Raw genomic sequence first — 25846 nt, 5'->3', positions numbered from 1 at the left:
ATTATTCGGCTGCCTTCGCGCCGCGCTCCGCAAAGGCGGCAGCCAGCGCATTACGCGCTGCCGTCAGCACGCCGCGCTCGGTGATCAGCCCGGAGACGAGCCGCGCCGGCGTGACGTCGAAGGCGTAGTTCGCGACGGCTGAGCCTTCCGGCACGATCCGCACCGTCTCGATCCGCCCGTCCGCGGTGCGGCCGGTCATGTGCGTGACCTCCTCGGGCCCGCGCTGCTCGATCGGGACGCGGCCAACGCCTTCACTCAGCGAAAAATCGATCGTCGGCGACGGCAATGCGACATAGAACGGCACCTTGTTGTCGAACGCCGCGAGCGCCTTCAGATAGGTGCCGATCTTGTTGCAGACATCGCCGTTGGCGGCGACGCGGTCGGTGCCGACGATGACGAGATCGACCATGCCCTGCTGCATCAGATGCCCGCCGGTGTTGTCCGCAATTACCGTATGCGGCACGCCGTGATGGCCGAGTTCCCAGGCGGTAAGCGAAGCGCCCTGGTTGCGCGGCCGCGTCTCGTCCACGAAAACATGGACGCCGATGCCACGGTCATGTGCCGTGTAGATCGGTGCCGTGGCGGTGCCCCAGTCGACGGTGGCAAGCCAGCCGGCATTGCAGTGGGTCAGCACGTTGACGGCCTCGCCCGGCCGCTTGCGCGCGGCGGCCGCCTCGATCAGGGCAAGCCCGTTGCGACCGATCGCCTTGTTGATGGCGACGTCCTCATCGGCAATCTCGCGCGCCCGCGCATAGGCCGCGGCCACGCGGTCCGGCTGCGGCAATGGCTGCAACAGGCGGCGCATCTCATCCAGCGCCCAGCGCAGGTTGACCGCGGTCGGGCGCGTCGCGAGCAGCATCCGGCAGGCGCGCTCGATTCCCGCGTCGGACGCATCGGCGCGCATCGCGAGCGCCATGCCATAGGCCGCGGCCGCCCCAATCAGCGGCGCGCCGCGCACCAGCATCGAGCGGATCGCTTCCGCCGCCTCTTCCACAGTGTTCAACGAAACGATGACGAATTCATGCGGCAGCCGACGCTGATCGATCGCCTCGACGGTGACCCCGTCAGGCGCCAGCCAGATTGTGCGGAAATGCTTGCCGTCGACCTTCATGGCAGCGCTCGCTCCTGGCCTCCTCGCTAAACGCGGAGCACTCTTCCTGCCACCGCATCGAGCTTCTTCAACAATCCGGGATCGCGTGCTTCCGGCGCCGTGATCAATGCGGTGTCGAGCGCGCGGTCCGAGCCGATCGGACACGGCTCATGCTGGCGGGGGAAGTCCTGGGCAAGCCGCGCCACCAGTGCCTTGGCCTTGTCCGCGTTCGAGCCCAGCACGCGGATGATATCCTGAACCGTGACCGCATCATGATCGGGATGCCAGCAATCGAAATCGGTCACCATGGCGACCGTGGCGTAGCAGATCTCGGCCTCCCGCGCGAGCTTGGCCTCGGGCATGTTGGTCATGCCGATCACCGAATAGCCGAGATTCTTGTAGGTCATGCTCTCGGCATTGGTCGAGAATTGCGGTCCCTCGATGCAGACATAGGTGCCGGCATGCGCGACGGAAAGCCCGGTCGCCTCGGCCGCAGCGGCAAGATGGATGCGCAGCCGCGGCGACACCGGATGCGCCATCGAGACATGGGCGACGCAGCCCTTGCCGAAAAACGAGCTCTCGCGCTTGTGCGTGCGGTCGACGAACTGGTCGACCAGGACAAAGGTTCCGGGCGGCAGCTCCTGCCGGAACGAGCCGCAGGCGGACAGCGAGACCAGGTCGGTGACGCCGGCACGCTTGAGCACATCGATATTGGCGCGATAGTTGATGTCGGAGGGTGACAGCCGATGGCCCTTGTCGTGGCGGGGCAGGAACACGATCGGCAAGCCCGCGATGCTGCCGCGGCGCAGCGGCGCCGACGGCTCGCCCCAGGGGCTCTCGATCGCTTCCTCGCGCGCGTTCTCGAGGCCCGGCAGGTCGTAGATGCCGGAGCCGCCGATGATGCCCAGAACTGCTTTTGCCATGCCCGCTCCACGCTAGTGTCCCGGTTCTGACATTCGTATCATGTTGCAGCGAGTTCTCTTACGAATGTCAGAACCAACGGGACACTAGGAAATATTGATGCGAGTGGAGCTTTGGATTTGACGTTCGCATGATGGAATCGTGGCAAACGGGTAGCGAACGTCAAATCCGCTCCACTCGTGGAGAGAGCTATCGCATTTTTGCGGGCGATTTGGAACCGGAGAGAGCGCCTTCGGTCACGCGGCGCCGACCGGCTGCACCTGGCTTGCGATCAGCCGCTCCAGCGTCTCGATCGACTGGAAATTCTCCGGCGTGATCTGATCCTGCGGAATGGTGAGGTCGAACTCGGCTTCGACGCCGAGCATCAGGCTGACCATGTCCATCGACGTGAGCCCGACATCGACAAGCCGCGAGTCCGGCGCAACGTCGGCGACGATGGCGTTCTGCTCAAGGATCGCCTTGACGAGGACAAGGATGCGATCTCGAACGTCGACGTCAACGACCTGCATCTCTCTTTACCCTTCCTGCGTTCGCACCGGCATCTCACCTGACAACGGTGATACGACTGAATCGATCGCTGCAAGGCGCGTCGTTATAGCGGGCGAAGCTTTTAAAAACAGTGACCGGCGTTCGTCCAGGCGCGCGTTCGGTCTTTAACGCTAACACGCGCGGAGAAATCCCGGGGTATCGGGGAAGGTTGGGTTAACCGTTCATTTTGAAAGCGGACCTGTTTACCCTGAATTTCATCGACGCATTTGAATCAAATCCCTACCCTTTGACCTAAACCGAACTGATGGATGACCGAGGTGGCATCGGGGTCACTCCCCGCCGCTTCGCTACATCCGCGAACCGGAGGTCGTTAGCCATGAACGTCCAGGAAGCCAGCCTTCGCGATCAAGCAACGCGGGAAAACTCAGAACGATTGCTGCTCGACCGGGGCGCCGCCTTCCTGAAGCGCACGACGGCGGTCGCGACCGCTGCGGCCGCTGAAGCCGAAGAGGTCGATCGCCTGGCGCGTTTTCCGAAAGCTGCGATCGATGCGGCGCGCGAGCAGAAGCTGCTCGGCATGCAGATCCCGGTCGAGTTCGGCGGCTTCGGCGCATCGATCTTCGACGTCACCGAGGTCTGCTACGCAATGGGGCGCGCCTGTTCCTCGGCCGCGATGATCTTCGCCATGCATCAGACCAAGGTCGCCTGCCTGGTGCGCCACGGCACCGGCAGCCGCTGGCACGAGGCGCTGATGCGGCGCGTGGCGGCCGAGCAGATGCTGCTCGCTTCCTCCACCACCGAAGGCCAGAACGGCGGCAATGTCCGCTCCAGCGCCGCCGCGGTCGAACGCGATGACGGCGAGATCTCGCTCAACCGCAACGCTACCGTGATCTCCTACGGCGCGGAAGCCGACGGCATCCTCACCATCGCCCGCCGCGCCAACGACGCCGCCGCCTCCGACCAGGTGCTGGTCGCGCTCACCAAGGAAGACTACACGCTCGTTCGCTCGCAGGGCTGGGAGACGCTCGGCATGCGCGGCACCTGCAGCGCCGGCTTTGAATTGAAGGCGAAAGCGCCGGCCGAGCGCGTGTTCCCGGAAAGCTATGACAAGATCCACGCCCAGACCATGACGCCGGTCGCGCATCTGTGCTGGGCGTCGGTGTGGGCCGGCATTGCGGCCGCCGCGGTCGAGCGCGCGCAGCTCTTCATCCGGAAAGCGGCACGTGGCGCCGGTGGACAGATGCCGCCGGGCGCTGCGCACTTCACCGCGGCGAAGATGTCGCTTGCGAAACTGCGCGCCACGATCACCGCGAACATGGATAACTATGCGTCGCGCGAATATGACGAGCGCGCGCTCGCCGCGCTCGATTTCCAGTCCTCGATCAACCTCCTCAAGGTCGAGGCGTCCGAGCTCGCCGTCGAGACCGTGATGCATGCGATGCGCGCCTGCGGCCTTTCGGGCTATCGCAATGACGGCGATTTCAGCGTCGGCCGTCACCTGCGCGACGCGCTCTCGGCGCCGCTGATGATCAACAACGACCGCATCCTCGCCAATATCGCGACCGCGACGCTGATGAGTGGCGTGCCCGCGAGCCTGCGCGACTGACAACAAGACTGAAGAAAATCAGCAAGAAATGGGAAGGCCAGACATGAACGTCGTCATCCGCACCGAATCGCCCGAGCTCGCGCCCGCCGATCCGCTGGATCATCTCGCCGACATCCTGTTCCACCGGATGGGCAGCGACGGCGTCTACGCCCGTACCGCGCTGTATGAAGACGTGGTCGAGCGGCTCGCGGCGCTGATCACGCGGCATCGCGAAGCCGGGACCGAGGTGATGCGCTTCCCGCCGGTGATGAGCCGAGCGCAGCTCGAGAAGTCCGGCTACCTCAAGAGCTTCCCCAACCTGCTTGGCTGCGTCTGCGGCCTGCACGGCACCGAGCGCGAGATCCACTCGGCGGTCGCGCGTTTTGACGCCGGCGGCGACTGGACCACGTCGCTGTCGCCCGCCGACCTCGTGCTCTCACCCGCCGCCTGTTATCCGGTCTACCCGATCGCAGCGAGCCGCGGCCCGTTGCCGGCTGGCGGCCTGCGCTTCGACGTCGCAGCCGACTGCTTCCGCCGCGAGCCCTCGCGCCATCTCGACCGCCTGCAGTCGTTCCGGATGCGCGAATATGTCTGCATCGGCAGCCCCGACGACGTCTCCACCTTCCGCGAGCGCTGGATGGCGCGTGCGCAGGCGATCGCGCGCGACCTCGGCCTGACATTCAAGGTCGACCAGGCGAGCGATCCCTTCTTCGGCCGCGTCGGCCAGATGAAGGCGGTGAGCCAGAAGCAGCAGTCGCTCAAGTTCGAGCTGCTGGTGCCGCTGCGATCGGAAGAGCAGCCCACCGCGTGCATGAGCTTCAACTATCATCGCGACCATTTCGGCACCACCTGGGGCATCACCGATGCTCACGGCGAGCCGGCCCATACCGGCTGCGTCGCCTTCGGCATGGACCGCCTGGCGGTGGCGATGTTCGCGACCCACGGCACCGAGCCTGCGAAATGGCCTATCAAGGTGCGCGAGATGCTCGGCCTTGCCGTGCATGCGAGCGCCGACGCTCACATCGAAGGCTGGCGGTGAACGCGCTCCCACTCAAGACGCGATGCCGCGAAATCCGCGAATCCGACCTTGAGGGCATCGCGGATCTCTTGACGCGCGGCTTCTTCGGCCGCCCGCGCGACTACTGGACGGCCGGTTTGCGCCGCCAAGCCGTCCGCGACGTGCCGGACGGCTATCCGCGTTTCGGCTACATGCTGGAGAGCGAGGGCATGCCGATCGGCGTGCTGCTGCTGCTCTATACCGCGCAAGCGCATAGCGGCGAGACCGCGATCCGCTGCAACCTCTCGAGCTGGTATGTCGAGCCGGCGTTCCGCAACTACGCACCGATGCTGACCAAGATCGCGCAGCGGCACAAGCACGTCACCTATTTCAACATCAGCCCGGCGACCTGGACCTGGCCGATCATCGAGACGCAGGGATTTTCCGCCTATTGCAGGGGACTGTTCTTTTCGGTCCCGCTTTTCGCGCGCCGTCACCGAATGACGGTGGAGATCGTTTCGGCCGACACCCGCAGCATCGAGGACCTCGCCGACGACGAAGCGGCATTGCTGGTGCGACATGCGCGCTACGGCTGCCTCAGCCTGGTGTGCCGGACAGGGGACGGGCGCGCTTTTCCGTTCGTGCTGCTCGCGATGCGCATCCGCCGCGGCTGGATCGCGCCACCGGCGATGCAGCTGGTCTATTGCCGTGACATGAGCGAATTCGTTGCCTGCGCCGGCGCGATCGGCCGCCTGCTGCTTCGCCGCGGCAAGGTCTCGGTGCTCGTGGATTCGAACGGCAGGGTGCCCGGTCTCGTCGGCCTCTACACCGAAAAGCGCGGCCGGAAATATTTCAGGGGACCGCATCGCCCACGCCTCGGCGATCTCGCCGACACGGAGCTCGTGCTGTACGGGCCGTAATTCGCGCCGGGCGCGATCGATTACGCCGCGAGCTTTCTCGCGTGCGCAAAATCCCAGTAGAGCTTGCGCGCCCTTGTGTAGAACGACCCGGGCTGGAGCTGCCGATCGTCGATGCGGATGACGGGCGCGACCTTGGCGAAATTGCCGGTGGAGAAGATCTCGTCGGCGGCGAGGAAATCTGCGTAAGTCAGCGCCTTCTCGACCACGGTGACGCCGTCGCCGCGCAACAGGCTGATTACGCGCTGGCGCGTGATGCCGTTGAGAAAGGTCCCGTTCGGCGCCGGCGTATGGACCACGCCGTCTTTGGCCATGAAGACGTTGGCATTGCCGAACTCGGCGACATTTCCGAGCATGTCCAGCATCAGGCAGTTGTTGAAGCCGCGCGAAGCCGCTTCGATCAGCGCGCGCGAATTGTTCGGATAGAGGCACGCCGCCTTGGCATCGACCGGCGCGCATTCCATCGTCGGCCGGCGGAACGGCGACAGCGTGATCGCATTCCCGGTCGGCTGCGGCATCGGCGCCTCGTAGACGCACAGGCACCAGTTGGTGGTCTCGGGGTCGAACAGCACCCCGCCGCCCGAGCCGTTCTGCGCCCAATACATCGGACGGATGTAAAGCTCGGCGTTCGGCTTGAAGCGCGCGATGCCCTCGCGGGCGAGCCCGATCCAGGTGTCGGTATCGACCATCGGCTTCAGCCTGAAATTCGTTGCCGACCAGTTGACCCGTTCGCAATGCCGATCGAGATCGGGTGCTGCACCTTCGAAGGCGCGCGCGCCGTCGAAAACCACCGAGCCGAGCCAGGCCGCATGCGTCCGCGGACCCATGATGGGCACATTGCCCTCGTGCCATTCACCTTCAAAAAAGGTCCAGCTTTGCGAATAGCTGACGGGCTTTGCGATTGTGGCCATGATGTCGTCCGCGGGCGGCGCCGGCGAAATTGCCGTATGTGGGGCAACTATTGTCCCAATTTCCTAGGAATTCCTTTCGGCAGGAATTGGGGGTAGTGTGGCGTTTACAATTGATAGACCAAGATCATGCCGCTCGATCCCCTCGCCAAGCGCCTTTTGACCATGATGGCCGCGGCCGCACCGCCATCGCGCATCCGGCCGACCATCGAAGAGCGCCGTCAATCGCTCGCGAAACTGATGCAATTTGCCCGGACCGAGGCCAATGTGGCAGCCACCGACGGCACGCTGCCCGGCCCCGGCGGCCCGATCGCCTACCGGCTCTACGCGCCGGCCGTGGACGAAGGCGAAACCGCGCCGGGCTTCGTGTTCTTTCACGGTGGCGGCATGGTCGCCGGCAGCATCGAGACGCATGACCGCGTCGCGGCCGCGCTGGCGGAAGCGACCGGCTGCCGGCTGGTTTCGGTCGAATATCGGCTCGCACCCGAGCACAAGTTTCCTGCGGCGATCGAGGACGCGATCGCCGCGACCGAATTCGTTGCCAAGAATGCGGCCTCCCTCGGCATCGATGCGGCGCGGCTGATCGTGGGCGGCGATTCCGCCGGAGCTACGCTCGCCGCCGTGGTTTGCCAATATGCGCTCGACAACGCCGCGCCTGACATCCTGGCGCAATGCCTGATCTGCCCGGTGCTCGATTTCGAGGAAACCTCGCCCTCGCGCGAGGCCTTCGCCGAGGACCCCCTGATCGACCAGGCGACGCTGGAAGCCGACCTCGCCGATTACCTGCCGGAAGGAACTGATCCGGCGGATGCAAGGATCTCGCCGCTGCGCGCCAGCAGGGTCAAAGGCCTGCCCGCCGCGATCATCCATACCGCCGAGTTCGACCCCGTCCGCGACGAGGGCAACGCCTATGCGAGCAAGCTGCTCGCCGCTGGAGTCATCGTCGAACACACCTGCCACGACGGGATGGTTCACAATTTCCACGCCATGGGCGCGATCCTGCCACAGGCGAAGCTCGTCCTGATGCAGATCGGCGAGCAGGTCAGGCGCATCGCGGAGCGATGAAAGCGCCTTAAACATACTGATTCAAATTTTGGCTAATCAGGCGCGATCCATTAGGGTTATTTCGTCAATCTTTGCGCGAATTATTGCTCGCTTTAAGGGCCGCCTCTAACAAGGCAGCGGCGAAGAAAAGCATCAAAAGAAGATGCTGCCGCCACCGTGGAGGTCGCCGATGCGCAACGAAACGATCGCTATTCACGCCGGCTACGAACCCGATCCCACGACCAAATCCGTCGCCGTTCCGATCTATCAGACCGTCGCCTATGCCTTCGACAGCGCCGACCATGGCGCGGCGCTCTTCAATCTTGAAACCGAAGGCTTCCGTTACAGCCGGATCGCCAACCCGACCACCGCGGTGCTGGAGAAGCGCATCAGCGAGCTGGAAGGCGGCGTCGGCGCGCTCGCCGTCGGCACCGGCCAGGCGGCGCTGCATTTCGCCTTCGTCAATCTTGCCGATACCGGCGGCAACATCGTCTCGGTGCCGCAGCTTTACGGCACGACGCATACCCTGCTCGCACACGTTCTGCCGCGCCAGGGCATCGCCGGGCGCTTTGCCGAGAACGACAGCGCGGACGCAATCGAGCGGCTGATCGACGAGAACACCAAGGCGGTGTTCGCGGAAACCATCGGCAATCCCGCCGGCAACGTCTGCGACATCGAGGCGCTCGCGAAGGTCGCGCACAAGCACGGCGTGCCGCTCGTCGTCGACAACACGGTCGCGACCCCGATCCTGCTCAAGCCGTTCGACTACGGCGCCGACATCGCCGTCCACTCCCTGACCAAATTCCTCGGCGGCCACGGCACGACACTCGGCGGCGCGCTCGTCGACAGCGGCCGCTTCCCGTGGGCGAAGCACGCCGAACGTTTCCCGACCTTCAGCAAACCCGATGAATCCTATCACGGCCTCGTCTACACCGAGCATTTCGGCAACAGCGCCTTCATCCAGCGCGCGCGCAGCGTCTATGCGCGTACCATGGGCGCGGTGTTGTCGCCATTCAACGCCTTCCTGCTGCTGCAGGGCATCGAGACCGTGGCGCTTCGCGTCGAGCGGCATGTCGAGAACGCGCGCAAGGTCGCCGACTTCCTGCGCAGCGATCCGCGGGTCGCCTGGGTCAACTATGCCGGCTTTACCAACAGTCCTTATTACGCGCTGGTGCAGAAATATCTCGACGGCCGCGCCTCCTCGCTGTTCACCTTCGGCATCAAGGGCGGCATGGAAGCCGGCAAGACCTTCTACGACGAGCTCAAGCTGATCACGCGGCTTGTCAATATCGGCGACGCGAAATCGCTCGCCTGCCATCCCGCCTCGACCACGCATCGCCAGATGTCGCCTGAGGAGCAGCGCAAGGCCGGCGTGATGCCCGAGACCATTCGCCTGTCGATCGGCATCGAGCACGCCGACGACATCATCGAGGACATCGACCAGGCGCTGGCCAAGGCCTGCCCGTCGCAACGGCGCCTGCAGGCCGCCGAGTAACCGGACAGCCCGACATGACGCTGCTGTTCGACAAGCAGAAGCGGATCGCAAGCCCGGCGCTGGTGCCGGGCCAGGAGGAGTCCGCACGCGCCACCGAGCTCACGATCGGGCTGATCAACAACATGCCCGACAGCGCGCTGAAGGCGACCGAGCGCCAGTTCATGCGGCTGCTGCAGGCCGCCGCCGGCGGCACCGCGGTCCGCTTCCGTTGCTTCTCGCTGCCTTCGGTCCGGCGGTCGAAAGCCGCGCAATCCCATATCGACGACGACTATTGCGACATCGCCGACCTCGATCGCCTGCCCCTGGATGGCCTGATCGTCACCGGCGCCGAGCCGAACGCTGCGACGTTGCCGGAAGAGCCATTCTGGCGCGAGCTGACCGGGATCGTCGACTGGGCCAAGACCCACACGCGATCCACCATCTGGTCCTGCCTCGCCGCGCATGCCGCCGTGCTGCATCTCGACGGCATCGAGCGCCATCCGCTCGGAGCGAAATGCTCAGGCGTCTATGACTGCGCCAGGGTGGAGCGCGACTGGCTGACCAGCGGGCTTGCCTCGCCGGCGAAGGTTTCGCATTCGCGCTTCAATGGCCTGCGCGAAAGCGAGCTTGCGGCACGCGGCTATCGCGTGCTGACGCGCTCGGGCGAGGCCGGCGTCGATATCTTCGTGAAGCAATGGCAGAGCCGTTTCGTCTTCTTCCAGGGCCATCCGGAATATGACGCGCTGTCGCTGCAGCGTGAATACATGCGCGACGTCGCACGCTTTCTCGCCGGCGAGCGCGAGACCTATCCGGCGATTCCCACCTGCTATTTCGACGACGCCACGGAAGCGGTGCTTGCGCATTTCGAGACGCGCGCGCGCAAGGATCGCGATCCGATGCTTGCGGCGGAACTGCCGGGCTTGACGCTTCGCGCCGATATCGGCGCGGGCTCGACGGCATCCGTGATCTTCGCGAACTGGCTCGATCATCTCGCGCAACGCACCGCTGTCGCGATGCCGGCACGCTGAAACCGGGGTGACGTCAGCGATGTGGTCCGCCTTCACGACACGTGTCAACAACCGGCTCGCCCGCCACCTGCGCGCCGTGACGCACCGCTGGCCGGCCGGGCGGCCGATGGTCAGCTTCACCTTCGACGACATTCCCCAGAGCGCCGCCAGTGTCGGCGCGCCGATGCTGGAGGAATTCGGCGGTCGCGGCACGTTCTACGTCTCCGGCGGCCTGGTGAATCGCTGGTCGGGACACTGGGACGGCGTCACGCCTGACGGCATCGTCGCGCTGCATCGCTGCGGGCACGAAATCGCCTGCCACACCTTCTCGCACCGACCGGCCGTCGATCTCGACGCCGCCGCGCTCGCCGAGGAAGCCGAGACCAACCGGCGCTATCTGCACACGCTCGATCCCTCGATCGAGATCGAGAACTTCGCCTATCCTTACGGCGTCGGCTCGGTGTTCCGCAAAGGCCAGCTCAAGCGCATGTTCCGCTCCTCGCGCGGCATCATCCCCGGCGTCAATGCGGGCCACATCGACCTGCATTTCCTGCGCGCCACCCCGCTGATCGAGCCGCATCTCGACGCGCAAGGGGTCGAGCGGGTGTTCGACGAGGCGCTGGCTTCCGGCGGCTGGCTGATCTTCTATAGCCACGACGTCACGGAGCAGCCGAGCCCGTACGGATGCACGCCCCAGCTCCTGCGCCGGGCGCTGGAAGCAGCGGCGCGGCGAAACATGCCGATCGTCAGCGTCGCCACGGCGCTGAAGTACGCCGACGCCTAGCGACGCTCGTCCACACTTCCTTATCCGCTGAATGCCTCGGCCCTGGCCGGGGCATCGCTGCGCGCGCTCGGCAGGAAGCGTTCGGAGAAGATCGCCGCCGGCACCGCGCCAAGCCCGGTCGCAATCTCGCGCGCCCGGTCCGTCATGGCAGGCGGCCCGCAGAGATAGACGTCGGCGTCTGCAAGGCTTTCGGCCCCGATCAGATCGGTGACAAAACCGGTGTGGACACCGGGGTTCGACACCCCCTTCGCCACCGCAATCCGCAGATCGAATTGCGGGAACGAGCTCGCCATCTGCTTCAATTCCTCAACCAGAAACAGGTCGGTTGCCTCGGTGACGCCGAAGCATAACGTCACCGGCCGCGGCTCGCGTGCAGCTATCATCTGGCGCAGCATCGACGCCATCGGCGCGATGCCGGTACCGCCCGCGACCATCAGCATGCGGCGCATGCCACCGCGCAGGTAAAAGGAGCCCTGCGGGCCGACGCACTGGATCGTGTCGCCAGGTACCGCCCGTTCCGCGAGATAGCGCGACATCACGCCGTCATCGAGCAGCCGGACGTGGAATTCGAGCAGCCTTGCGTCACCTGGGGCGTTCGCCATCGAGTAGGAACGCCATTCCGTGGTGCCCGGCACCTGCAGATTGGCATACTGACCGGGAAGGAATTTCAGCGGCACCGGGCCGACCATGCGGCCGATGAGCCCCACGACCGATGCGCTGAGGCGCCTGATCTCCTCGACCTTGATGGAGAACCGCTTTGCCGCGATGAGCCGGCTGCGCTCGTAAGGCAGACGGACCGCGAGATCACCGGCGGCCATCGCCACGCAGGGCAGGATTTCGCCGCCATCGACCTCGGCCTGCGTCAGCGAAATCGTGGCCAGCTCGTCATACTCGATTTCGCCGGCAAGGCAGGTCGCGCGGCAGGTCTGGCAATCGCCCACCTCGCAGTCGGAAGAAAGCTGGATGCCGGCGCGGCGCGCGGCCTTGAGGATCGTCTCCCCGCTCTTCGCCTCGATGCGGACGCGATCGCCGTCCGCAAATGTCAGGTCGATCTTGGGCATCGTTCCGCTCCGCTCTTCGCGCAGGCCCTCACTGGGCCAGGGCGAATTTTCCGTCCTTCACGGTCAAGAGCACCACGCTGTCGGCTTTGGCGCCGAAATGATCGTCCGGCGCGTAGGAATAGACCGCGGTGACGCCGACATGATCCTTCAGGCCCTCGATGGCGTCGCGGATCTTGGCGCGATCAGGACCGGCTTTCTTGATCGCCTCGGCGATCATGTTCACGGCGTCATAGGCGTTGCCCGCAAAGGTCGCCGGCGGCTTGCCGTATTTCGCCTGATAGTCGCGCACGAAGGACGACAGCGCCTGCTTCTGCGGATCGGAGTCCTTCAGCGAATCGATCACATAGATCTTCGAGGACGGAATCAGGATGTCATCGGCGGACCCGCCGGCCAGCCGCAGGAAATTGAAGTCGTTGGCGGCATGCGACAAATAGAGCGGCGCGGAGATGCCGAGCTGCCGGTAGTTCTTGACCGCGATCGCCTGGCCGGGGCCGGTCGCCCAGACGATCACGGCGTCCGGATTGGCGCTGCGGATCTTGGTCAATTGCGGCGTCATGTCCTTGTCGTCATTGCCATAGGCCTGCTGGGCGACGATGGTGAGCCCAAAGGACGCCGCGTTCTTCTCGAGCTGCTCGCGGCCGCTGGTGCCGAACGGGGAATCGGCGTTCAGCAGCGCGACGTTCTTGACGCCGCGCCGCTTCATGTCGTTCATCATCACGCTCTGCACCAGCACGTCGGTGAGCGGCGCGAGAAATATCCATTTCTTGTCCTGCGGCGGCAGCACGATGCCGCGCGAGCCGCCGTTCGAGATTATCGCGGTGGAGGCGCGCTGCACGGTATCGATGACGGCATAGGACGAACCGGAGTTCATCGGCCCGACCAGCGCGACCACGTCGTTCTGCTCCAGGAGACGCTTGGCGGCGGTCACCGTCTTGGTGTTGTCGCCCTCGGTGTTGAGGTTGATCAGCTCGAGCTTGCGCCCACCGATGCCGCCCTTGGCGTTGATCTGCTCGACCGCGAGCATCGCGCCGTCGAGGCCAGGCTGACCGAGCGAGGCGATCGGTCCCGACGTCTCGAGGAGACCGCCGATCTTGATCGTCTCTTGCGCCTGTGCTGCCGACAGCGTGGCTGCGAACAACAGCGGCGCCAATATGGTCCTGATACTCATGGTCGGCCCTCTCCTCGGTTGAAGTCAGTTCAGTGCTGCGGTGGCGGTGGCGAACAGGCTGAGCGGCGGATGGTAGATGCCGCCGCCGATGCGCCCGGCCTTGCCATGGCGATCGAGAATGCCGAGCACGACGCTGGGCGCTGCCCCGAGCGCGACGACGCCGCGCGCCGGCATGCCCACGTGAATCCTGGTTCGCGGGAACGCGGGATGTGCCAGCGGCAGCAGGCCCGCCGGCAGCTCGGATGCTTCGGCGCCGCCGGGCAGCGAGACCGCGGTCATCGCGCCAAAGCCCATGGCGTCGACCAGCGCGCTGTCGCCGATCGCACCCAGCCTGTCGTTGTCGCCATAGCCCGGCTGCAAGCTGCCCGACGGCGGCGCAGCGGTCGCGACGAACCAGCGGCCGGCGCTGCCGCCAAGCTTCACTCCGACGTCGACGCCGTTGCCGCCGAGCGCGGTGACGAGGCTGCTTGCCTCACCCTCGCCGGCCGCGGCGATGCATTTCACCGCGGCCATCCAGAGATTGAGGAAGAAGCCCGACGCCTTGTCGAGGAAGCGCCGCTCCGGCGTGTCGCCGCCGAGCCGCGGGGCAATGAGCTGGATCAGCCGGCGCGTGGCGTCCGCCGTGCGGGAATGGCAGTCGTCGCCCTCGACCAGCGCCGCATCGGCGATCTCGATCAGCGGGATATCGTGATCGACGATGATTTCCAGGGTCGCGGCGAGATTGCCGTTGATCCAGCGCAGATGCGACAGGATATGCCGGCCCGAGAGGCCGAGCCGCTGCGCCGCGGTCATGCCGCCGTTCAGCGGCGCGAACACCGTGTTGTCCGGGTTGTTCGCATCGGCGACGATCTGCGCGGCCATGTTCGGCGACAGCACGGCGGCGAGCGACACCATGGCGCGGTGGTCCTGCGCCGGCAGAAGCCGCACCTCGCCTCGGTCGAGCATCGCCGCGGCGGTCTCCGCGTCCGCCGCCCAACCCTCGTAAAGGATCGCCATGATGGCACTGTTGGCCAGCGGCTGCACGATCGCGCCGGCACGGACCGGCGGCCCGGCATGCAGGATCGCGCGCTCCGGAAAGGCGATCACGTCGCGCGCAAGCGTCACGCCGCGCCACACCGGCCGCACCGCATGCATGCGCTGCAAGGCCTTCCGGTCTGCCGGATGCAGCTCGGTCTTTACGGGATGCTCGCTGAGGCTGGTCATGGAAGTCACGGCATTCCCCTCACATCACCGCAAGACGCGGGCTTGCCGGCGCGCAGGCCGCATCATCCGAGCCGAGATAGGCTTCGGTGATGCTGTTGTCGTCGAGCAGCGCGCGCCCCGTGCCCTGCGTCACCACGCGGCCCTGAGCAAGCACATAGCCACGATCGGCGATCGACAGCGCGGCGGTGACGTTCTGCTCGACCAGGAGGATGGTCAGGCCCTGGTCGCGCAGCGTCTCGACGCAACGCAGGATCTCGGTCAGCACCTGCGGCGCAAGGCCGAGCGACGGCTCGTCGAGCATCAGAAGGCGCGGATCCCCCATCAGCGCGCGGCCGACCGCGAGCATCTGGCCCTGCCCGCCGCTCAGCGTGCCTGCGAGCTGATGCGCGCGTTCCTTCAGCACCGGAAAGAGCCGGTAGACGAACGCAAGCCGCTCCTCGAACCGCTCGCGTTCCGCCTTGCTGCGCCAGATGACATGGCGAAAGCCCTCGGCACGCCGCCGCGCGTAGCGCCCGGCCGCGAGATTTTCCAGCACCGTGAGCGAGGAGAACAGCGCGCGGCCCTCCGGCACGAGGCTGATGCCGCCGGCGACCGCGCGATCCGCGGACACGCCGCGCATATCCTTGCCGGCAAAGATCATGCCGCCGGCGCGCGAGGCCTCGACGCCGGCGATCGCGCGCAGCAGGCTGCTCTTGCCGGCGCCATTGGCGCCGACCAGCGTCACGATCTCTCCCTCGCCGACGTCGAGCGAGACGCGGTCGAGTGCGGTGAGCCCGCCATAATTGACGCTGAGCTCGGAGATCTGCAGCAGTGGGGTGCGCACGCGCGGGCTTGCCGTCGCAACCCGCACCGGCGTCACATGGCGCTGGCCGAGATAGGCTTCCAGCACGCGGGGGTCGGAGCGGACGGCAGCCGGCTCGCCATTGGCGATCAGGCGGCCCTGATCCAGCACCATGATGCGGCGCGCGATGCGGCTCACCAGCGGCATGTCATGGTCGATGAAGAGGATGGTCTTGCCGGCGTCCGAGAGCTGCAGGATGATGTCGCCGAGCGCGCGCTTCTCATTGTCGTTGAGACCGGCGCCGGGCTCGTCGAGCACCAATAGTTCGGTGCCCGAGGCCAGGATCCGCGCGATGGAGAGCAGCCGGCGCTGGCCGGCAGTGAGGATCGCGGCCGGCTGGTCGGCGAGTTCGAGCAGGCCAACGGTCGCCAGATGCGCATCGGCCTCGCGGCGGAGCGCGCCGTCCTCGAGCAGTGCGCGCCCGCGCCCGAGCAGCGAGGAGAACAGGCTGACGGGATGGTCGGCCACGCCGCCGACCATGACGTTTTCGCGTACCGTCAGGCGCTGGAACGGCTCGGCGGCCTGGAACGTCCGCGCCAGTCCGCGCGCAACGATGCGATGCGGCGGAGCGCCGGTGATGTCCTCGCCCCCGAAGCGCACGCTGCCGCTGCGCGGGGTGATATTGCCGGCGAGGACGTTGAGCAGTGTCGTCTTGCCGGCGCCGTTGGGGCCGATCAGCGCCACCAGCTCGTTCGCCTGGAGGCTGAAGCTGACATCGGTCAGCGCGCGGAACGCGCCAAAACTCACGGATACGCCGTCGACCGACAGCAGGGGCGTGGTCATCCGGCGCGTCCTTCCCTGAGCCGTCCAAGGCCGCGGCTGGCGAGATCGGTCAGCCCGCGCAGGAGGCCGCGCGGGAAATAGACCACGCTGACCACGAGCAGCACGCCGTAGGCGACGACATCATAGGCGCCGAGTGGCTTGAGGACCTCGCCGAGCAGGGTGATGAAGGCGACACCGAACAGCACGCCCCACACGTCGGCGAAACCGCCGACCGCGACCATCAGCAGCAGCCGCACCGAGAAACCGACGTCGAACGGGCCCGGGCTGAGATAGCCGACATAATGCGCGTACAGCCCGCCGCCGAGCGCGCAGCAGAGCCCGCTCATCATCATGACCATGCGCTTGACTGACTGCACGTCGTTGCCGACCGAGCGCGCCACATTCTCGCTCTCGGCAATCGCGCGCATCGCCAGCCCCGTCGGGGAAGCGATCATGTTCTCCGAAGCGATGATGAGCGCGATGGTGACGACCCAGACCGCCGGCAGGAAGGCGAAATCGCTATCCAGCGCGCGGCCGAACAGCGCGAGCGGCGCGATGCCGGTGAGCCCGTTCGGCCCGCCGGTGACGTCGTGCAGCTCGACGAGGCCGACCTGCACGATGATGCCGAAGGCGAGCGTCGCCATCGCGAGGTAGTGGCCTTTGAGGCGGAACACCAGCCAGCCGATCGCCCAGCCGAGCGCGGCGACGATGGCGGTGGCCAGGATCACGTCCAGCCAGGCGGGAACGCCGAACCACTTGCCGATCAGCGCCGCGCCATAGGCACCAAGCCCATAGAAGGCGGCGTGGCCGAGCGAGATCTGCCCCGTATAGCCCGCGATCAGCGCAAGCCCGATCGCCGGCATCGCCTGCAAGGCGATCACGATCAGGAGGTTCGCGAGATAGCTGCTCCTTGTCAGCAGGCAGAGCGCGAGCACGACGACAAGCGCGAGGATGCGCCAATGCTTCATCCGCGCACCCGTTCATATTCGCCGAGCAGGCCGCCGGGCCGGAACAAGAGGAAGCCGAGCAAGAGCGTGAAGGCGATCGCGTTCTTGTAGCCGGAGGAGACATAGCCGGTCGCGAAGGCTTCGAGGATACCGAGCACGAGGCCGCCCGCCGCGGCACCCACCGGGCCGCCGAAGCCGCCGACGATGCAGGCGACGAACCCCTTGATGCCGAGCTGCAGCCCGGTGTCGTATTGCGTCAGCGCAATAGGCGCCACCACGATGCCGGCAATCGCGCCGAGCGCGCCCGACATCAGGAAGCCGACCAGGCTCATGGTCTCGACCTTCATGCCGACGAGGCGCGCGGCGAACGGATTCATCGCACAGGCGCGGAACATCTGGCCGAGATACGTGCGCCGAAACAGCAGGTCGAGCGCGACCATGGCGACGACGGCCGTGCCCAGCACCCAGAGCGACTGCGGCACCAGCGTCGCACCGAAGAAGCGGATCAGCTTCTCGCCCGAGAAAGCCGGCAACGGCTGCGCGTCTGTTCCCCAGATGATGGCGGCGAGCCCCTGCAACACGACGCCGACGCCGATGGTGACGATGATGCCGCGCATCACGTCGCCGCGCACGGGCTGCACAGCGCCGCGCTCGATCACGGCTGCGACCACACAGGTGATCAGGATCGCGAGGATGATCGCGAGCCACAGCGGCGCGCCGGCGCTCTGGAGCGCGATCGCGCTCATCGCGCCGACCATCGCGAAATCGCCCTGTGCGAAATTGACGATGCCGGTGACGTTATAGATGCAGGTGAAGCCGACGCCGATCAGGCCATAAATGCTGCCGACCACCAGTCCACTGATAAGGAATTGCAGGGCGTCGGACATCTGGCCTCTCGCTGATCAGGCTCTCATCCACGACTCGGAGAAGGCCAGGAAGGCCGTGCTCTTCCGCGTGCCGGCGAAATCGCGCTGCACCACCTTGCCCTCGAGCGGCCGGCCGTTGATCGTGACCGAGCCGTCGGCGGCGTCGAGGAACAGGCTGTACATCTCGTGCAGCTTGGTCGGGCCGTTCTCCGGCGGCATGTCGACCGCGTAGGGTTCGCCGAGCTTCTTCCAGGTGGCGACCACTTCGAGATCCTTGGCGCGCACGATCTCGGAATAGGTCGACAGCGTCGAGCCCTCGCGCCGCGCCTCGGTCAACGGCAGATGGGTGAGCGCACGAATGCCGGGCGAGACGCGGAAGGAGGCGAATTTCGAGAAGAACTCGTCGACCAGGAAACGCGCCAGCTTCTCGTTGTCGCTGATGCAGAAATTGGCGACCGAAGGATAGCCCTGCTCGACGCCTGGCTTGTCCAGCACGACGATGCCGGTGCCCATGCCGTGCGGCGAATAGAAGATGCGGAAGAAGCACATCAGCCCGGTCCAGGGGCCGTCCTGCTCGTTCTTCAGGTAGATGCCGGGATTCTCGCCGGTCCAGTCGACCTTGCCCGGGTGGATGGGACTCTTGCTCGTCACGCTTGCCTCGCGATGTTGATGTTGAGTTACGCCGCCGCCTGCGCGACGACCGACTGCTCATATTCGAGAAGCAGGTTGCGGACCGCCGCGACGCGATCGTCGGAGGTGTGGTGGTCGCCCTCGAGAATGATCTCGGTGACGCGGCGGCCGATCTCTTCCTGCAGCTCGAGGTCATCGATTCCCGCGATCTGCGGGACCGAGAGCACGGTGTCATGGCAATAGGTCGGGATCAGCCCGCCCGATCTCAGCGTCGAGGTGGGCACCTCCTCGCCGGCCGCAATCTTCCGGATGTCGCGGCGCAGCAGGCGGCGCAGCATGACCACGCCCTTGTCGCAATAGGTGAGATGCTCCAGGCTGTGGCGCGCAATCGAGCGCTGCGAGACGATCGCATCATAGTCGCCGGGCAGGCGCTGGCGCTCCTCGAACGACTTGCCGACGCCCTGGCCGTAGAAGTCGACCTTCTCGACGCCGCACTCTTCCTCCTTGCCGATGCCGCGCGGGTTGACCTCGGGATGGAAATGCCGCCAGCCGATCACCTTGCAGGTTGTGTTGTCGATCGGCGTGGTCCATCGCGTGATGCCGACCCGGGCGAACGGCTTGGCGTCCTGGCCGTCCTCCCAGATATGCCCGACCTGCGCGAGGTTGGGCAGCAGGATGTCGTTGGAGCGGACCCAGACCTTGTCCTTCCAGCGCCGCGTCGTGACATAGATCATGCCGGTCGGCGTCTCCACGAAATCCATCACCGGGAGCTCACCCCAGGTGTCGGAGAAGTGGGAAAAGGTGACGCGGGTGTGCAGGAACACCGCATGTGCGGGGTCCATGACGTTTTCCTGCACCTGCAGCCAGTTGCAGGGATAGGTGATGCAATAGGGGACGAGCTTGTCGCCGGGATATTCGTAGCTGTCGTAGAGCGGGAATTCGGGGATGCTCGCGGGCGGACCGAAATAGCCGAAGATCAGGCCCTTGTATTCGCGGGCCGGATAGGCACCGTGGAACAGGCGGTCCTTCAGGGCGCTGCCGGGCGGATCGCCGGGGGTTTCCAACACGCGGCCGTCCACGCCGAACAGCCAGCCATGGTAGCAGCAGCGCAGGCCGTTCTCGGTCGGCAGGCCGAATTCGAGCGAGGTGCCGCGATGGCTGCAGTGGCGATCGAGGATGCCGTATTCGCCGCTGGTGGTGCGGAACACGACGAGGTCCTCGCCGAACATCCGGAAGCCGAGCGGGACTTCGCCAAGCTCGGAGGTGAGCGCGATCGGCTGCCAATAGCGGCGCAGCAGCTCGCCCGCCGGAGAGCCCTTCTCGACATGGGTCAGCTCGATGTTTTCGCTCGGAACCTCCTGCTGGAGATAGCCGCCATAGGCCGTCGTCAAAAACTGCTTTTGCGCAACCATCGCTCACTCCCTGCCCGGCGGCGTCGATGCGCCGCACACAGGCTTTGAATTCCTGGGCAGAGCGACTATTGCGTCGGGCCCTGGTTCTGCCAATTATAATTACTTGCCAAGCGGATTAGGTTTTTCCAAACCGCCTAGTGTGGTGGATTTGACATTCGCTTCAGTATTTCGGCGGGCGATCAAAGCGAATGTCAAATCCAAACCACACTAGAAAGCCTTGATTTTGCTAGTGTCCCTTTGGTTCTGACATTCGTAAGCGAGCTCGCCGCAACATGATACGAATGTCAGAACCGGGACACTGGTGTTTGACCGGAATGCCGAAAGGAGCCGCAGGCCCTTGCACCAATGATGAGCAATCCACGTTGCAGTGCCGCATTGGTGCGGGCAGAACAGAGCGAACTGAAGAGGGAGGGTCTGTGAGCGCCGACAAATATCAGGACAAGCTGGAAGTCGGCGAGACCGTACCGAAACTCACGCTGCGGCAGCTCACCTATTTCCTTGCAACCGCGAACCATGAAAGCGTGCTGCGCGCCGCCGAAACCCTCAACGTGTCCTCCGCCTCCATTTCCACCGCCATCGCGCAGGTGGAGGAGTTTTTGCAGATTCAGCTCTTCATCCGCCGCCACGCGCGCGGGCTGGTGCTGACCGCAGCCGGACAGGACCTCGCGGCGCACGCGCGCAACATCCTTCTGCACGCGCGCGAGATCGAATCGATCGCGCAGCGCGGCGCCACCAAGGCGGCCGGCCGGCTCAATATCGGCTGCCTCGCCACCATCGCCCCCTACCTTCTGCCGGTGCTGCTGAAGGAGCTCGCCGACAACCATCCCGAGATTCAGCTGCGCTGGCGCGAGGACAAGCACGAAGCGCTGCTGGACGCGCTGCATGGCGGCGGCTTCGATCTCATCATCATCTATGACTACGACATTCCGACCACGCTGCAGGTGACACCGCTGCGTCCGATGCCGGTGCAGGTGGTGCTGCCGGCCGGCCATCGGCTGGCCGAGAGCCAGACCTGCTCGCTCGCCGATCTCGTCGGTGAACCCATGGTGCTGCTCGACCAGCCGCGGACGCGTGACTATTTCCTGTCGCTGTTCGGCGCCAGGGGCCTGAGCCCGACGATTGCCTATCGCACCGCGTCGTTCGAGATGGTACGCAGCCTCGTCGCCAACGGCTTTGGCTATGCGCTGCTCAACTTCGTGCCGCCCTACCACGTCGAAGGCCACGGTCGGCTGATCTCGCGGCCGCTCGCCGATCTCGACCGGCCGCAGAACCTGGTGCTGGCGCGGCTCTATCGGTTCCGCGCGCCGCGGCTGGTCGACGAGCTGTTCCAGTCCGTCAGCGCCGCCGTGAACAGGCTGCAGATTTCGGCGTCATGACGCGCGAGCCCGTCTTCACGATCGGACACTCCAACCGGTCGCTTGCCGAATTCATCGACGTGCTGCGCTCGGCCGACATTCGCCTGTTGATCGACGTGCGCCGCTTCCCCGCCTCGCGGCGGCATCCGCAGTTCAACATCGGCGCGCTGCGCGATGGGCTCAACGCGATCGGCGTCGCCTATCACCATTTCCCCGAGCTCGGTGGTTATCGCGACAACACGGAGGCGCAAGCCTCAAGTCCCAATGACGGCTGGCCGGTGGGATTTTTGCGCAACTACGCCGACTATGCGATGACGAGCGCCTTTCAGGCGGCGCTCGACCGTTTGCATCGCGTGCTCGAGCCGCGGACAGCGGTGATGTGCGCCGAAAAAATGTGGAGCGACTGCCACCGGCAGATCATCGCCGACTATCTGATCGCGCAGGGGCATCCGGTCGTGCATCTGGTCGACGCAAGCAGGCGCGAGGATGGAAGGCTCACGCCCTTTGCCCGGCCGGACGACAACGGCGCGATCGTCTATCCCGCCGTTCGTGCTCAGCTCCGGCTCGATCTGTAGTCCCCTTGCTGTGCCGTCCGGCGCGAAGCGTCCGTCAGGTCGAGCGCAGGAGAGGCGGCCGCGCGCCCAGGCCCGGCCGGTTGAGCGTTGGCCGCGCGCGGGTGAAGCTGAGCCGGCCGCGTTTGTAGGCCGACATCGGCGCAACGATCTCGGCGACCGCCGATGCCGCCTCCCGGCAGTCTATCACGACAAGGTCGGCGGGGTTGCCGACATCGAGGCCATAGTGCGCGACGTTCATCAGCTTTGCCGGACCGCTCGTCACCATGTCGAGGCAGGAGCAGAGCGAGGGCGCATCGCCGAGCTGCGCAACATTGGCGTAGAGGTTGGCAATACGGATCAGCGAGCAGTCGCCGAACGGCGTAAACGGATTGAGCACATTGTTAGTCGCGAGCGAGCAGGTCACGCCATGGGCACTGAGCTTGTGCGCGTGCGTGACGCCGCGCGGGACGTTGTGGTCGTGGTCGCGCCCGGTCAGGAACAGGTCGGTCGACGGCAGCACGGTGACCGCGACGCCGGCCGCGGCGAGACGCTTGCCCCAGGCTTCGAACTCGGCGGGCGGCATCGCCGACAACTTTGTCACGTGGCCGATTGCGACCCGGCCGCCATAGCGATGCGCGTCGGCCTGGCGACAAACCTCCGCCATATCGGTCCAGGACGGATCGAGGTCGAAATCGAGATGAAAATCGATGTCGAGATCGAAGCGCCTGGCGAGCTTGAAGATGCGATCGATATGCCCCGCACGGTCGCTGTCGGCGTAGGGGCAGCCGCCGATCAGGTCGGCGCCCTGCTCGCAGGCGGCAGCCAGCATCTCCTCCGTGCCGGGATCGTTGATGAGGCCTTCCTGCGGGAACACGCACAGTTCGAGATCGATCGCCCAGGCATAGTCGGCCTTCAGCTTCCTGATCGCGTTGAAGCTAGTGAGGCCGATCCGGGCATCGACCTCGACATGGGTGCGCATGGCTGTCGTCCCCTGCAGGATCGCTTTCTCCAGTGTGCGGGCGGCGCGCGCATAGACATCTTCCTCGGTGAAGTCGCGCTTGGCGGCAGCAACCTGGCTGATCGCCTCCTGCAACGTGCCCTGCGAAATCCTGCAGCGGTCGAGAATACAGGACTTGTCGAGATGGATATGGCTGTCGACGAAGCCGGGCAGAACGAGAGAGCCGCCGAGATCCTCGGCGCGCGCAGCCGATTCGATCGTGGCCGCGATCTCGGCGATCCTGCCGTCACGGATCGCAATATCGAAAGTGTGCCCGCCGCGCCCGGCGAGCACGGCGTTGCGCAGGATGAAATCACCGGATGTCGTCAATTCACCGCTTCCTTCCTGCCGAGATAAGCCGCTTCCAGCGCCGGATCATGCGCCAACGCCTCGGCCGAATCGCCGTGAACGATCCTGCCGGTTTCCAGGACATAGCCGCGGTCGGCGACCTTGAGCGCCAGCGCCGCCATCTGATCCACGAGCAGGATGGTGACGCCCTCGTCGCGCAGGTCGGCAAGGACCGCGAACAATTCGTCGATCATCGCCGGCGCGAGCCCCAGCGACGGCTCGTCGAGCAGCAGGATGCGCGGCTTCGCCATCAGGCCGCGCGCGATCGCGACCATCTGCTGCTCACCGCCGGAGAGCAGACCGGCCCGGCTGTTGATCCGGTCGCGCAGCCGCGGAAACCGCTTCAGGATCGCTTCCGCCTCGCTGCGAAGACCGGGATCGGAGCGCGTATGCGCGCCGAGCAGGATGTTGTCGATGACGGAAAGCTCGCTGAAGAGCTGGCGCCCCTCGGGCACCAGCGCCAGCCCGCGTGCCGCGATCAGATAGGCCGGTAGAGCGTCGATGCGCGCATCGTCGAGGATGATCGAGCCATTCACGGGGCGCAGCAGTCCGCTCATCGCCAGCATGGTCGTCGACTTGCCGGCGCCGTTGGCGCCAAGCAGCGCCACCATCTCGCCTGCGCGCACCTCCAGCGACAACTCCTGCAGGACCGGGACCCCGCCATATCCGGCTGTGAGCTTCAGGCAGGACAGCACGATCTCGCCGGACGGCGCGTGCCGCTCCGCCTGGCGTTGCCGCGGCTGCATGTCGCGGGCACCGAGATAGGCTTTCAGCACCAGCGGATCGTTGCGAACACTGGCAGGATCGCCGGATGCGATCACCACCCCGGCATCGAGCACCACAATGTGGTCGGAGATGTCCATCACGAGTTGCATGTCGTGCTCGACCAGGATGACCGCGACGCCGCTGGACGCGATCTTCTTCAGGAGGCGGCCGAGATCGTCCTTGTCCGATCGCATCAGGCCGGCGGCCGGCTCGTCCAGCAGCAGCACGGCGGGCCGCGTCGCCAGTGCGCGGGCGATCTCGACCAGCCTCAGATCGACATGGGCGAGGTGGCGCGCCTCGACATCGGTGCGGCCGTGGTAGCCGACGAAGGCCAGCAATGCCCTTGCGAGCCGCTCGTCGTCGCGCCCTGCGAGCGCGACGACGGGATTGCCGAGGCGGCCGCGACGCAGGGCGATCAGGATATTGTCGAGCACCGTCATGGCGCCAAACAACTGCGTGGTCTGGTAGGTGCGCGCGATGCCGTTGCGGGCAACGCGCCAGGCGGGCGCACCGGCGAGCTCGACGCTGCCGCGCCGCACGCTGCCGGTGTCGGGCCGGTAGAAACCGCCGACCAGGTTGAGCACGGTCGATTTGCCGGCGCCGTTTGGCCCGATCAGGCTGGTGATACGGCGTGGAGGGGCCGCGAAGCTGACATCGGTCGCGGCCTTGACGCCGCCGAAAGCGATGCCGATTCCCGTCACCGTCAGGTCATCAGATGAAACGGCGCCAGCGAGGAATTTTTCGAGATCGGCCGGCGGAGGCTCCGCCTCGGCCTTCGCCGGCCATTTCGGCAGCAAGCGGGCGAACAGGCCGATCACGCCCTCAGGCGCGAGCCAGAGCACCGTCAGGAGCAGCGCACCGACGAACAGCAGCCGGTATTCGGCAAGCTGCGACAACAATTCCGGCAGCAGCACCGTGATCGCAGCGCCCACGACCGGCCCGAACAGCGATCCGGCGCCACCGACGATGACAGCGAGCAGGAACAGGATCGATTGCGAGAATGGAAAGGAATCCGGCGCGACGAACATCATCAATGGCGAATAGACGGCACCCGCGAGCCCGGCCAGCAGTGCCGAGATCGCAAAGGAAGCGGTCTTGATCGTCACCGGATTGAGCCCGATCGATCGCGCCGCTGTCTCGCTGTCGCGCACCGCGATCATCGCCCGGCCCCAGGCGCTCGCCGCGAGCCACCGGTACATGTAGAGCGAGGCGGCCGCGAGCAGGACGGCCAGGATTGCATTCTCCCGCTCCGCGAAGGGCCGGCCGAACAGGGTCGGCGGCGCGAAACTCATCAGGCCGTTCTGCCCGCCGGTCAGCGATTTCCATTCGATGGTGCCGTGCTGCACGATAAAGGCAAAGGCGATGGTGATCATCGCCAGATAAGGCCCGGCCACCCGCAGCGCCGGCATCGCCAAGAGCGCGCCGATCAGGCCGGCCAGGATGCCGGCGAGCGGCAAAGCGAGCCAGAAGCTGACGCCCTTCGTCATCAGGATGGCCGAGACATAGGCGCCGATGGCGTAGAAGCCGACATGGCCAAGTGAAACCTGGCCGCTCAGGCCGAGCAGCACGTTCAGTCCGACGCCGACGACGGCCGTCAGCGCGACCAGCGCGAGGATGAAATGCGTATAGCTTTCCGAGACCAGCGCCACCGCGATCGCCGCGGCTGCGAGGCCCGCGATCGCGACGGTTTCGATTGAAGGCAGCGGGCGACCACGCATCGC

Annotated in this window: 23 protein-coding genes; 9 read left to right on the top strand and 14 right to left on the bottom strand. The window is 65.9% G+C overall.

Annotated elements, in window-relative coordinates; genetic code table 11:
* Position 1: 1 nt before the first annotated feature.
* The 3 genes from mtnA to QOU61_RS03210 form a co-directional block, all read right to left on the bottom strand.
* Positions 2 to 1111, bottom strand: a complete 1110-nt coding sequence (mtnA, locus tag QOU61_RS03220; RefSeq protein WP_289656698.1) for an S-methyl-5-thioribose-1-phosphate isomerase — start codon at positions 1109 to 1111, stop codon at positions 2 to 4.
* A gap of 26 nt (positions 1112 to 1137) precedes the next feature.
* Entirely contained in the window at positions 1138 to 2013 is an 876-nt protein-coding gene (locus QOU61_RS03215; RefSeq protein ID WP_289656697.1) for an S-methyl-5'-thioadenosine phosphorylase, read from the bottom strand.
* A 234-nt stretch (positions 2014 to 2247) separates the two neighbouring features.
* Positions 2248 to 2520: a phosphopantetheine-binding protein gene (locus QOU61_RS03210; RefSeq protein ID WP_289656696.1), complete on the bottom strand. Its 273-nt coding sequence runs from the start codon at positions 2518 to 2520 to the stop codon at positions 2248 to 2250.
* Positions 2521 to 2876: 356 nt separating this feature from the next.
* On the opposite strand from QOU61_RS03210, the gene QOU61_RS03205 reads away from it, so the two are divergent.
* Genes QOU61_RS03205 through QOU61_RS03195 form a run of 3 tightly spaced genes read left to right on the top strand, consistent with a single transcriptional unit; the run spans position 2877 to position 6002 of the window.
* Entirely contained in the window at positions 2877 to 4106 is a 1230-nt protein-coding gene (locus QOU61_RS03205) for an acyl-CoA dehydrogenase family protein (RefSeq protein ID WP_289656695.1), read from the top strand.
* Between the two features lie 43 nt (positions 4107 to 4149).
* Complete coding sequence (locus tag QOU61_RS03200) at positions 4150 to 5124, top strand: amino acid--[acyl-carrier-protein] ligase (RefSeq protein WP_289656694.1); 975 nt, start codon at positions 4150 to 4152, stop codon at positions 5122 to 5124.
* Positions 5121 to 6002 (top strand): acyl-CoA acyltransferase, encoded by an 882-nt coding sequence (locus QOU61_RS03195; RefSeq protein ID WP_289656693.1) that lies wholly within the window; start codon positions 5121 to 5123, stop codon positions 6000 to 6002. Before QOU61_RS03200 ends, QOU61_RS03195 begins: the two co-directional genes overlap by 4 nt.
* A gap of 20 nt (positions 6003 to 6022) precedes the next feature.
* Here QOU61_RS03195 and QOU61_RS03190 read toward each other — a convergent pair whose 3' ends face one another.
* Positions 6023 to 6910: a branched-chain amino acid aminotransferase gene (locus QOU61_RS03190; protein WP_289656692.1), complete on the bottom strand. Its 888-nt coding sequence runs from the start codon at positions 6908 to 6910 to the stop codon at positions 6023 to 6025.
* A gap of 126 nt (positions 6911 to 7036) precedes the next feature.
* Between QOU61_RS03190 and QOU61_RS03185 the strand changes: the two genes are divergently transcribed.
* The 4 genes from QOU61_RS03185 (at position 7037) to QOU61_RS03170 (ending at position 11216) form a co-directional block, all read left to right on the top strand.
* On the top strand, positions 7037 to 7972 hold the full coding sequence (locus QOU61_RS03185) for an alpha/beta hydrolase (protein WP_289656691.1): 936 nt from the start codon (positions 7037 to 7039) through the stop codon (positions 7970 to 7972).
* A 169-nt stretch (positions 7973 to 8141) separates the two neighbouring features.
* Positions 8142 to 9446 (top strand): O-acetylhomoserine aminocarboxypropyltransferase/cysteine synthase family protein, encoded by a 1305-nt coding sequence (locus tag QOU61_RS03180; protein ID WP_289656690.1) that lies wholly within the window; start codon positions 8142 to 8144, stop codon positions 9444 to 9446.
* A gap of 14 nt (positions 9447 to 9460) precedes the next feature.
* Positions 9461 to 10453, top strand: a complete 993-nt coding sequence (gene metA, locus QOU61_RS03175) for a homoserine O-succinyltransferase MetA (protein WP_289656689.1) — start codon at positions 9461 to 9463, stop codon at positions 10451 to 10453.
* A 7-nt stretch (positions 10454 to 10460) separates the two neighbouring features.
* Positions 10461 to 11216: a polysaccharide deacetylase family protein gene (locus tag QOU61_RS03170; protein WP_289656688.1), complete on the top strand. Its 756-nt coding sequence runs from the start codon at positions 10461 to 10463 to the stop codon at positions 11214 to 11216.
* Positions 11217 to 11236: 20 nt separating this feature from the next.
* Here the strand turns inward: QOU61_RS03170 and QOU61_RS03165 are convergent, their stop codons facing one another.
* The 8 genes from QOU61_RS03165 to QOU61_RS03130 are packed head-to-tail and all read right to left on the bottom strand — an operon-like array spanning position 11237 to position 20106.
* Entirely contained in the window at positions 11237 to 12277 is a 1041-nt protein-coding gene (locus tag QOU61_RS03165; RefSeq protein ID WP_289656687.1) for an FAD-binding oxidoreductase, read from the bottom strand.
* Between the two features lie 28 nt (positions 12278 to 12305).
* Positions 12306 to 13445, bottom strand: coding sequence for an ABC transporter substrate-binding protein (locus tag QOU61_RS03160; protein WP_289656686.1), 1140 nt, complete (start codon positions 13443 to 13445; stop codon positions 12306 to 12308).
* A gap of 24 nt (positions 13446 to 13469) precedes the next feature.
* Positions 13470 to 14648, bottom strand: a complete 1179-nt coding sequence (locus QOU61_RS03155) for an oxamate carbamoyltransferase subunit AllG family protein (RefSeq protein ID WP_289656685.1) — start codon at positions 14646 to 14648, stop codon at positions 13470 to 13472.
* Between the two features lie 19 nt (positions 14649 to 14667).
* The gene (locus QOU61_RS03150; protein WP_289656684.1) at positions 14668 to 16272 is read right to left on the bottom strand and encodes an ATP-binding cassette domain-containing protein; all 1605 of its coding nucleotides are present in this window, start codon (positions 16270 to 16272) and stop codon (positions 14668 to 14670) included.
* Entirely contained in the window at positions 16269 to 17219 is a 951-nt protein-coding gene (locus tag QOU61_RS03145) for a branched-chain amino acid ABC transporter permease (RefSeq protein WP_289656683.1), read from the bottom strand. The genes QOU61_RS03150 and QOU61_RS03145 overlap by 4 nt, the downstream gene beginning before the upstream one ends.
* Positions 17216 to 18085: a branched-chain amino acid ABC transporter permease gene (locus QOU61_RS03140; protein WP_289656682.1), complete on the bottom strand. Its 870-nt coding sequence runs from the start codon at positions 18083 to 18085 to the stop codon at positions 17216 to 17218. The genes QOU61_RS03145 and QOU61_RS03140 overlap by 4 nt, the downstream gene beginning before the upstream one ends.
* A 15-nt stretch (positions 18086 to 18100) precedes the next feature.
* Positions 18101 to 18715: a hypothetical protein gene (locus QOU61_RS03135; protein ID WP_289656681.1), complete on the bottom strand. Its 615-nt coding sequence runs from the start codon at positions 18713 to 18715 to the stop codon at positions 18101 to 18103.
* A gap of 26 nt (positions 18716 to 18741) precedes the next feature.
* Positions 18742 to 20106 carry an aromatic ring-hydroxylating dioxygenase subunit alpha gene (locus QOU61_RS03130; protein WP_289656680.1) on the bottom strand — a complete coding sequence of 455 codons (1365 nt, stop codon included), beginning with the start codon at positions 20104 to 20106 and terminating at the stop codon, positions 18742 to 18744.
* A 416-nt stretch (positions 20107 to 20522) separates the two neighbouring features.
* On the opposite strand from QOU61_RS03130, the gene QOU61_RS03125 reads away from it, so the two are divergent.
* Both QOU61_RS03125 and QOU61_RS03120 read left to right on the top strand, forming a co-directional pair.
* Positions 20523 to 21482 (top strand): LysR family transcriptional regulator, encoded by a 960-nt coding sequence (locus QOU61_RS03125; RefSeq protein ID WP_289656679.1) that lies wholly within the window; start codon positions 20523 to 20525, stop codon positions 21480 to 21482.
* Positions 21479 to 22036, top strand: a complete 558-nt coding sequence (locus QOU61_RS03120) for a DUF488 domain-containing protein (protein WP_289656678.1) — start codon at positions 21479 to 21481, stop codon at positions 22034 to 22036. Before QOU61_RS03125 ends, QOU61_RS03120 begins: the two co-directional genes overlap by 4 nt.
* Before the next feature lie 34 nt (positions 22037 to 22070).
* On the opposite strand, the gene QOU61_RS03115 is transcribed toward QOU61_RS03120, so the two are convergent.
* Positions 22071 to 23342, bottom strand: a complete 1272-nt coding sequence (locus tag QOU61_RS03115; RefSeq protein ID WP_289656677.1) for an amidohydrolase family protein — start codon at positions 23340 to 23342, stop codon at positions 22071 to 22073.
* On the bottom strand, positions 23339 to 25843 hold the full coding sequence (locus QOU61_RS03110; protein ID WP_289662214.1) for a branched-chain amino acid ABC transporter ATP-binding protein/permease: 2505 nt from the start codon (positions 25841 to 25843) through the stop codon (positions 23339 to 23341). The genes QOU61_RS03115 and QOU61_RS03110 overlap by 4 nt, the downstream gene beginning before the upstream one ends.
* Positions 25844 to 25846: the final 3 nt, after the last annotated feature.

This window comes from Bradyrhizobium sp. NP1 (assembly GCF_030378205.1).
Taxonomy (GTDB): domain Bacteria; phylum Pseudomonadota; class Alphaproteobacteria; order Rhizobiales; family Xanthobacteraceae; genus Bradyrhizobium.
Note: the sequence above shows the minus strand (reverse complement) of the source record. Positions and strands in the feature narration are given on the sequence as shown.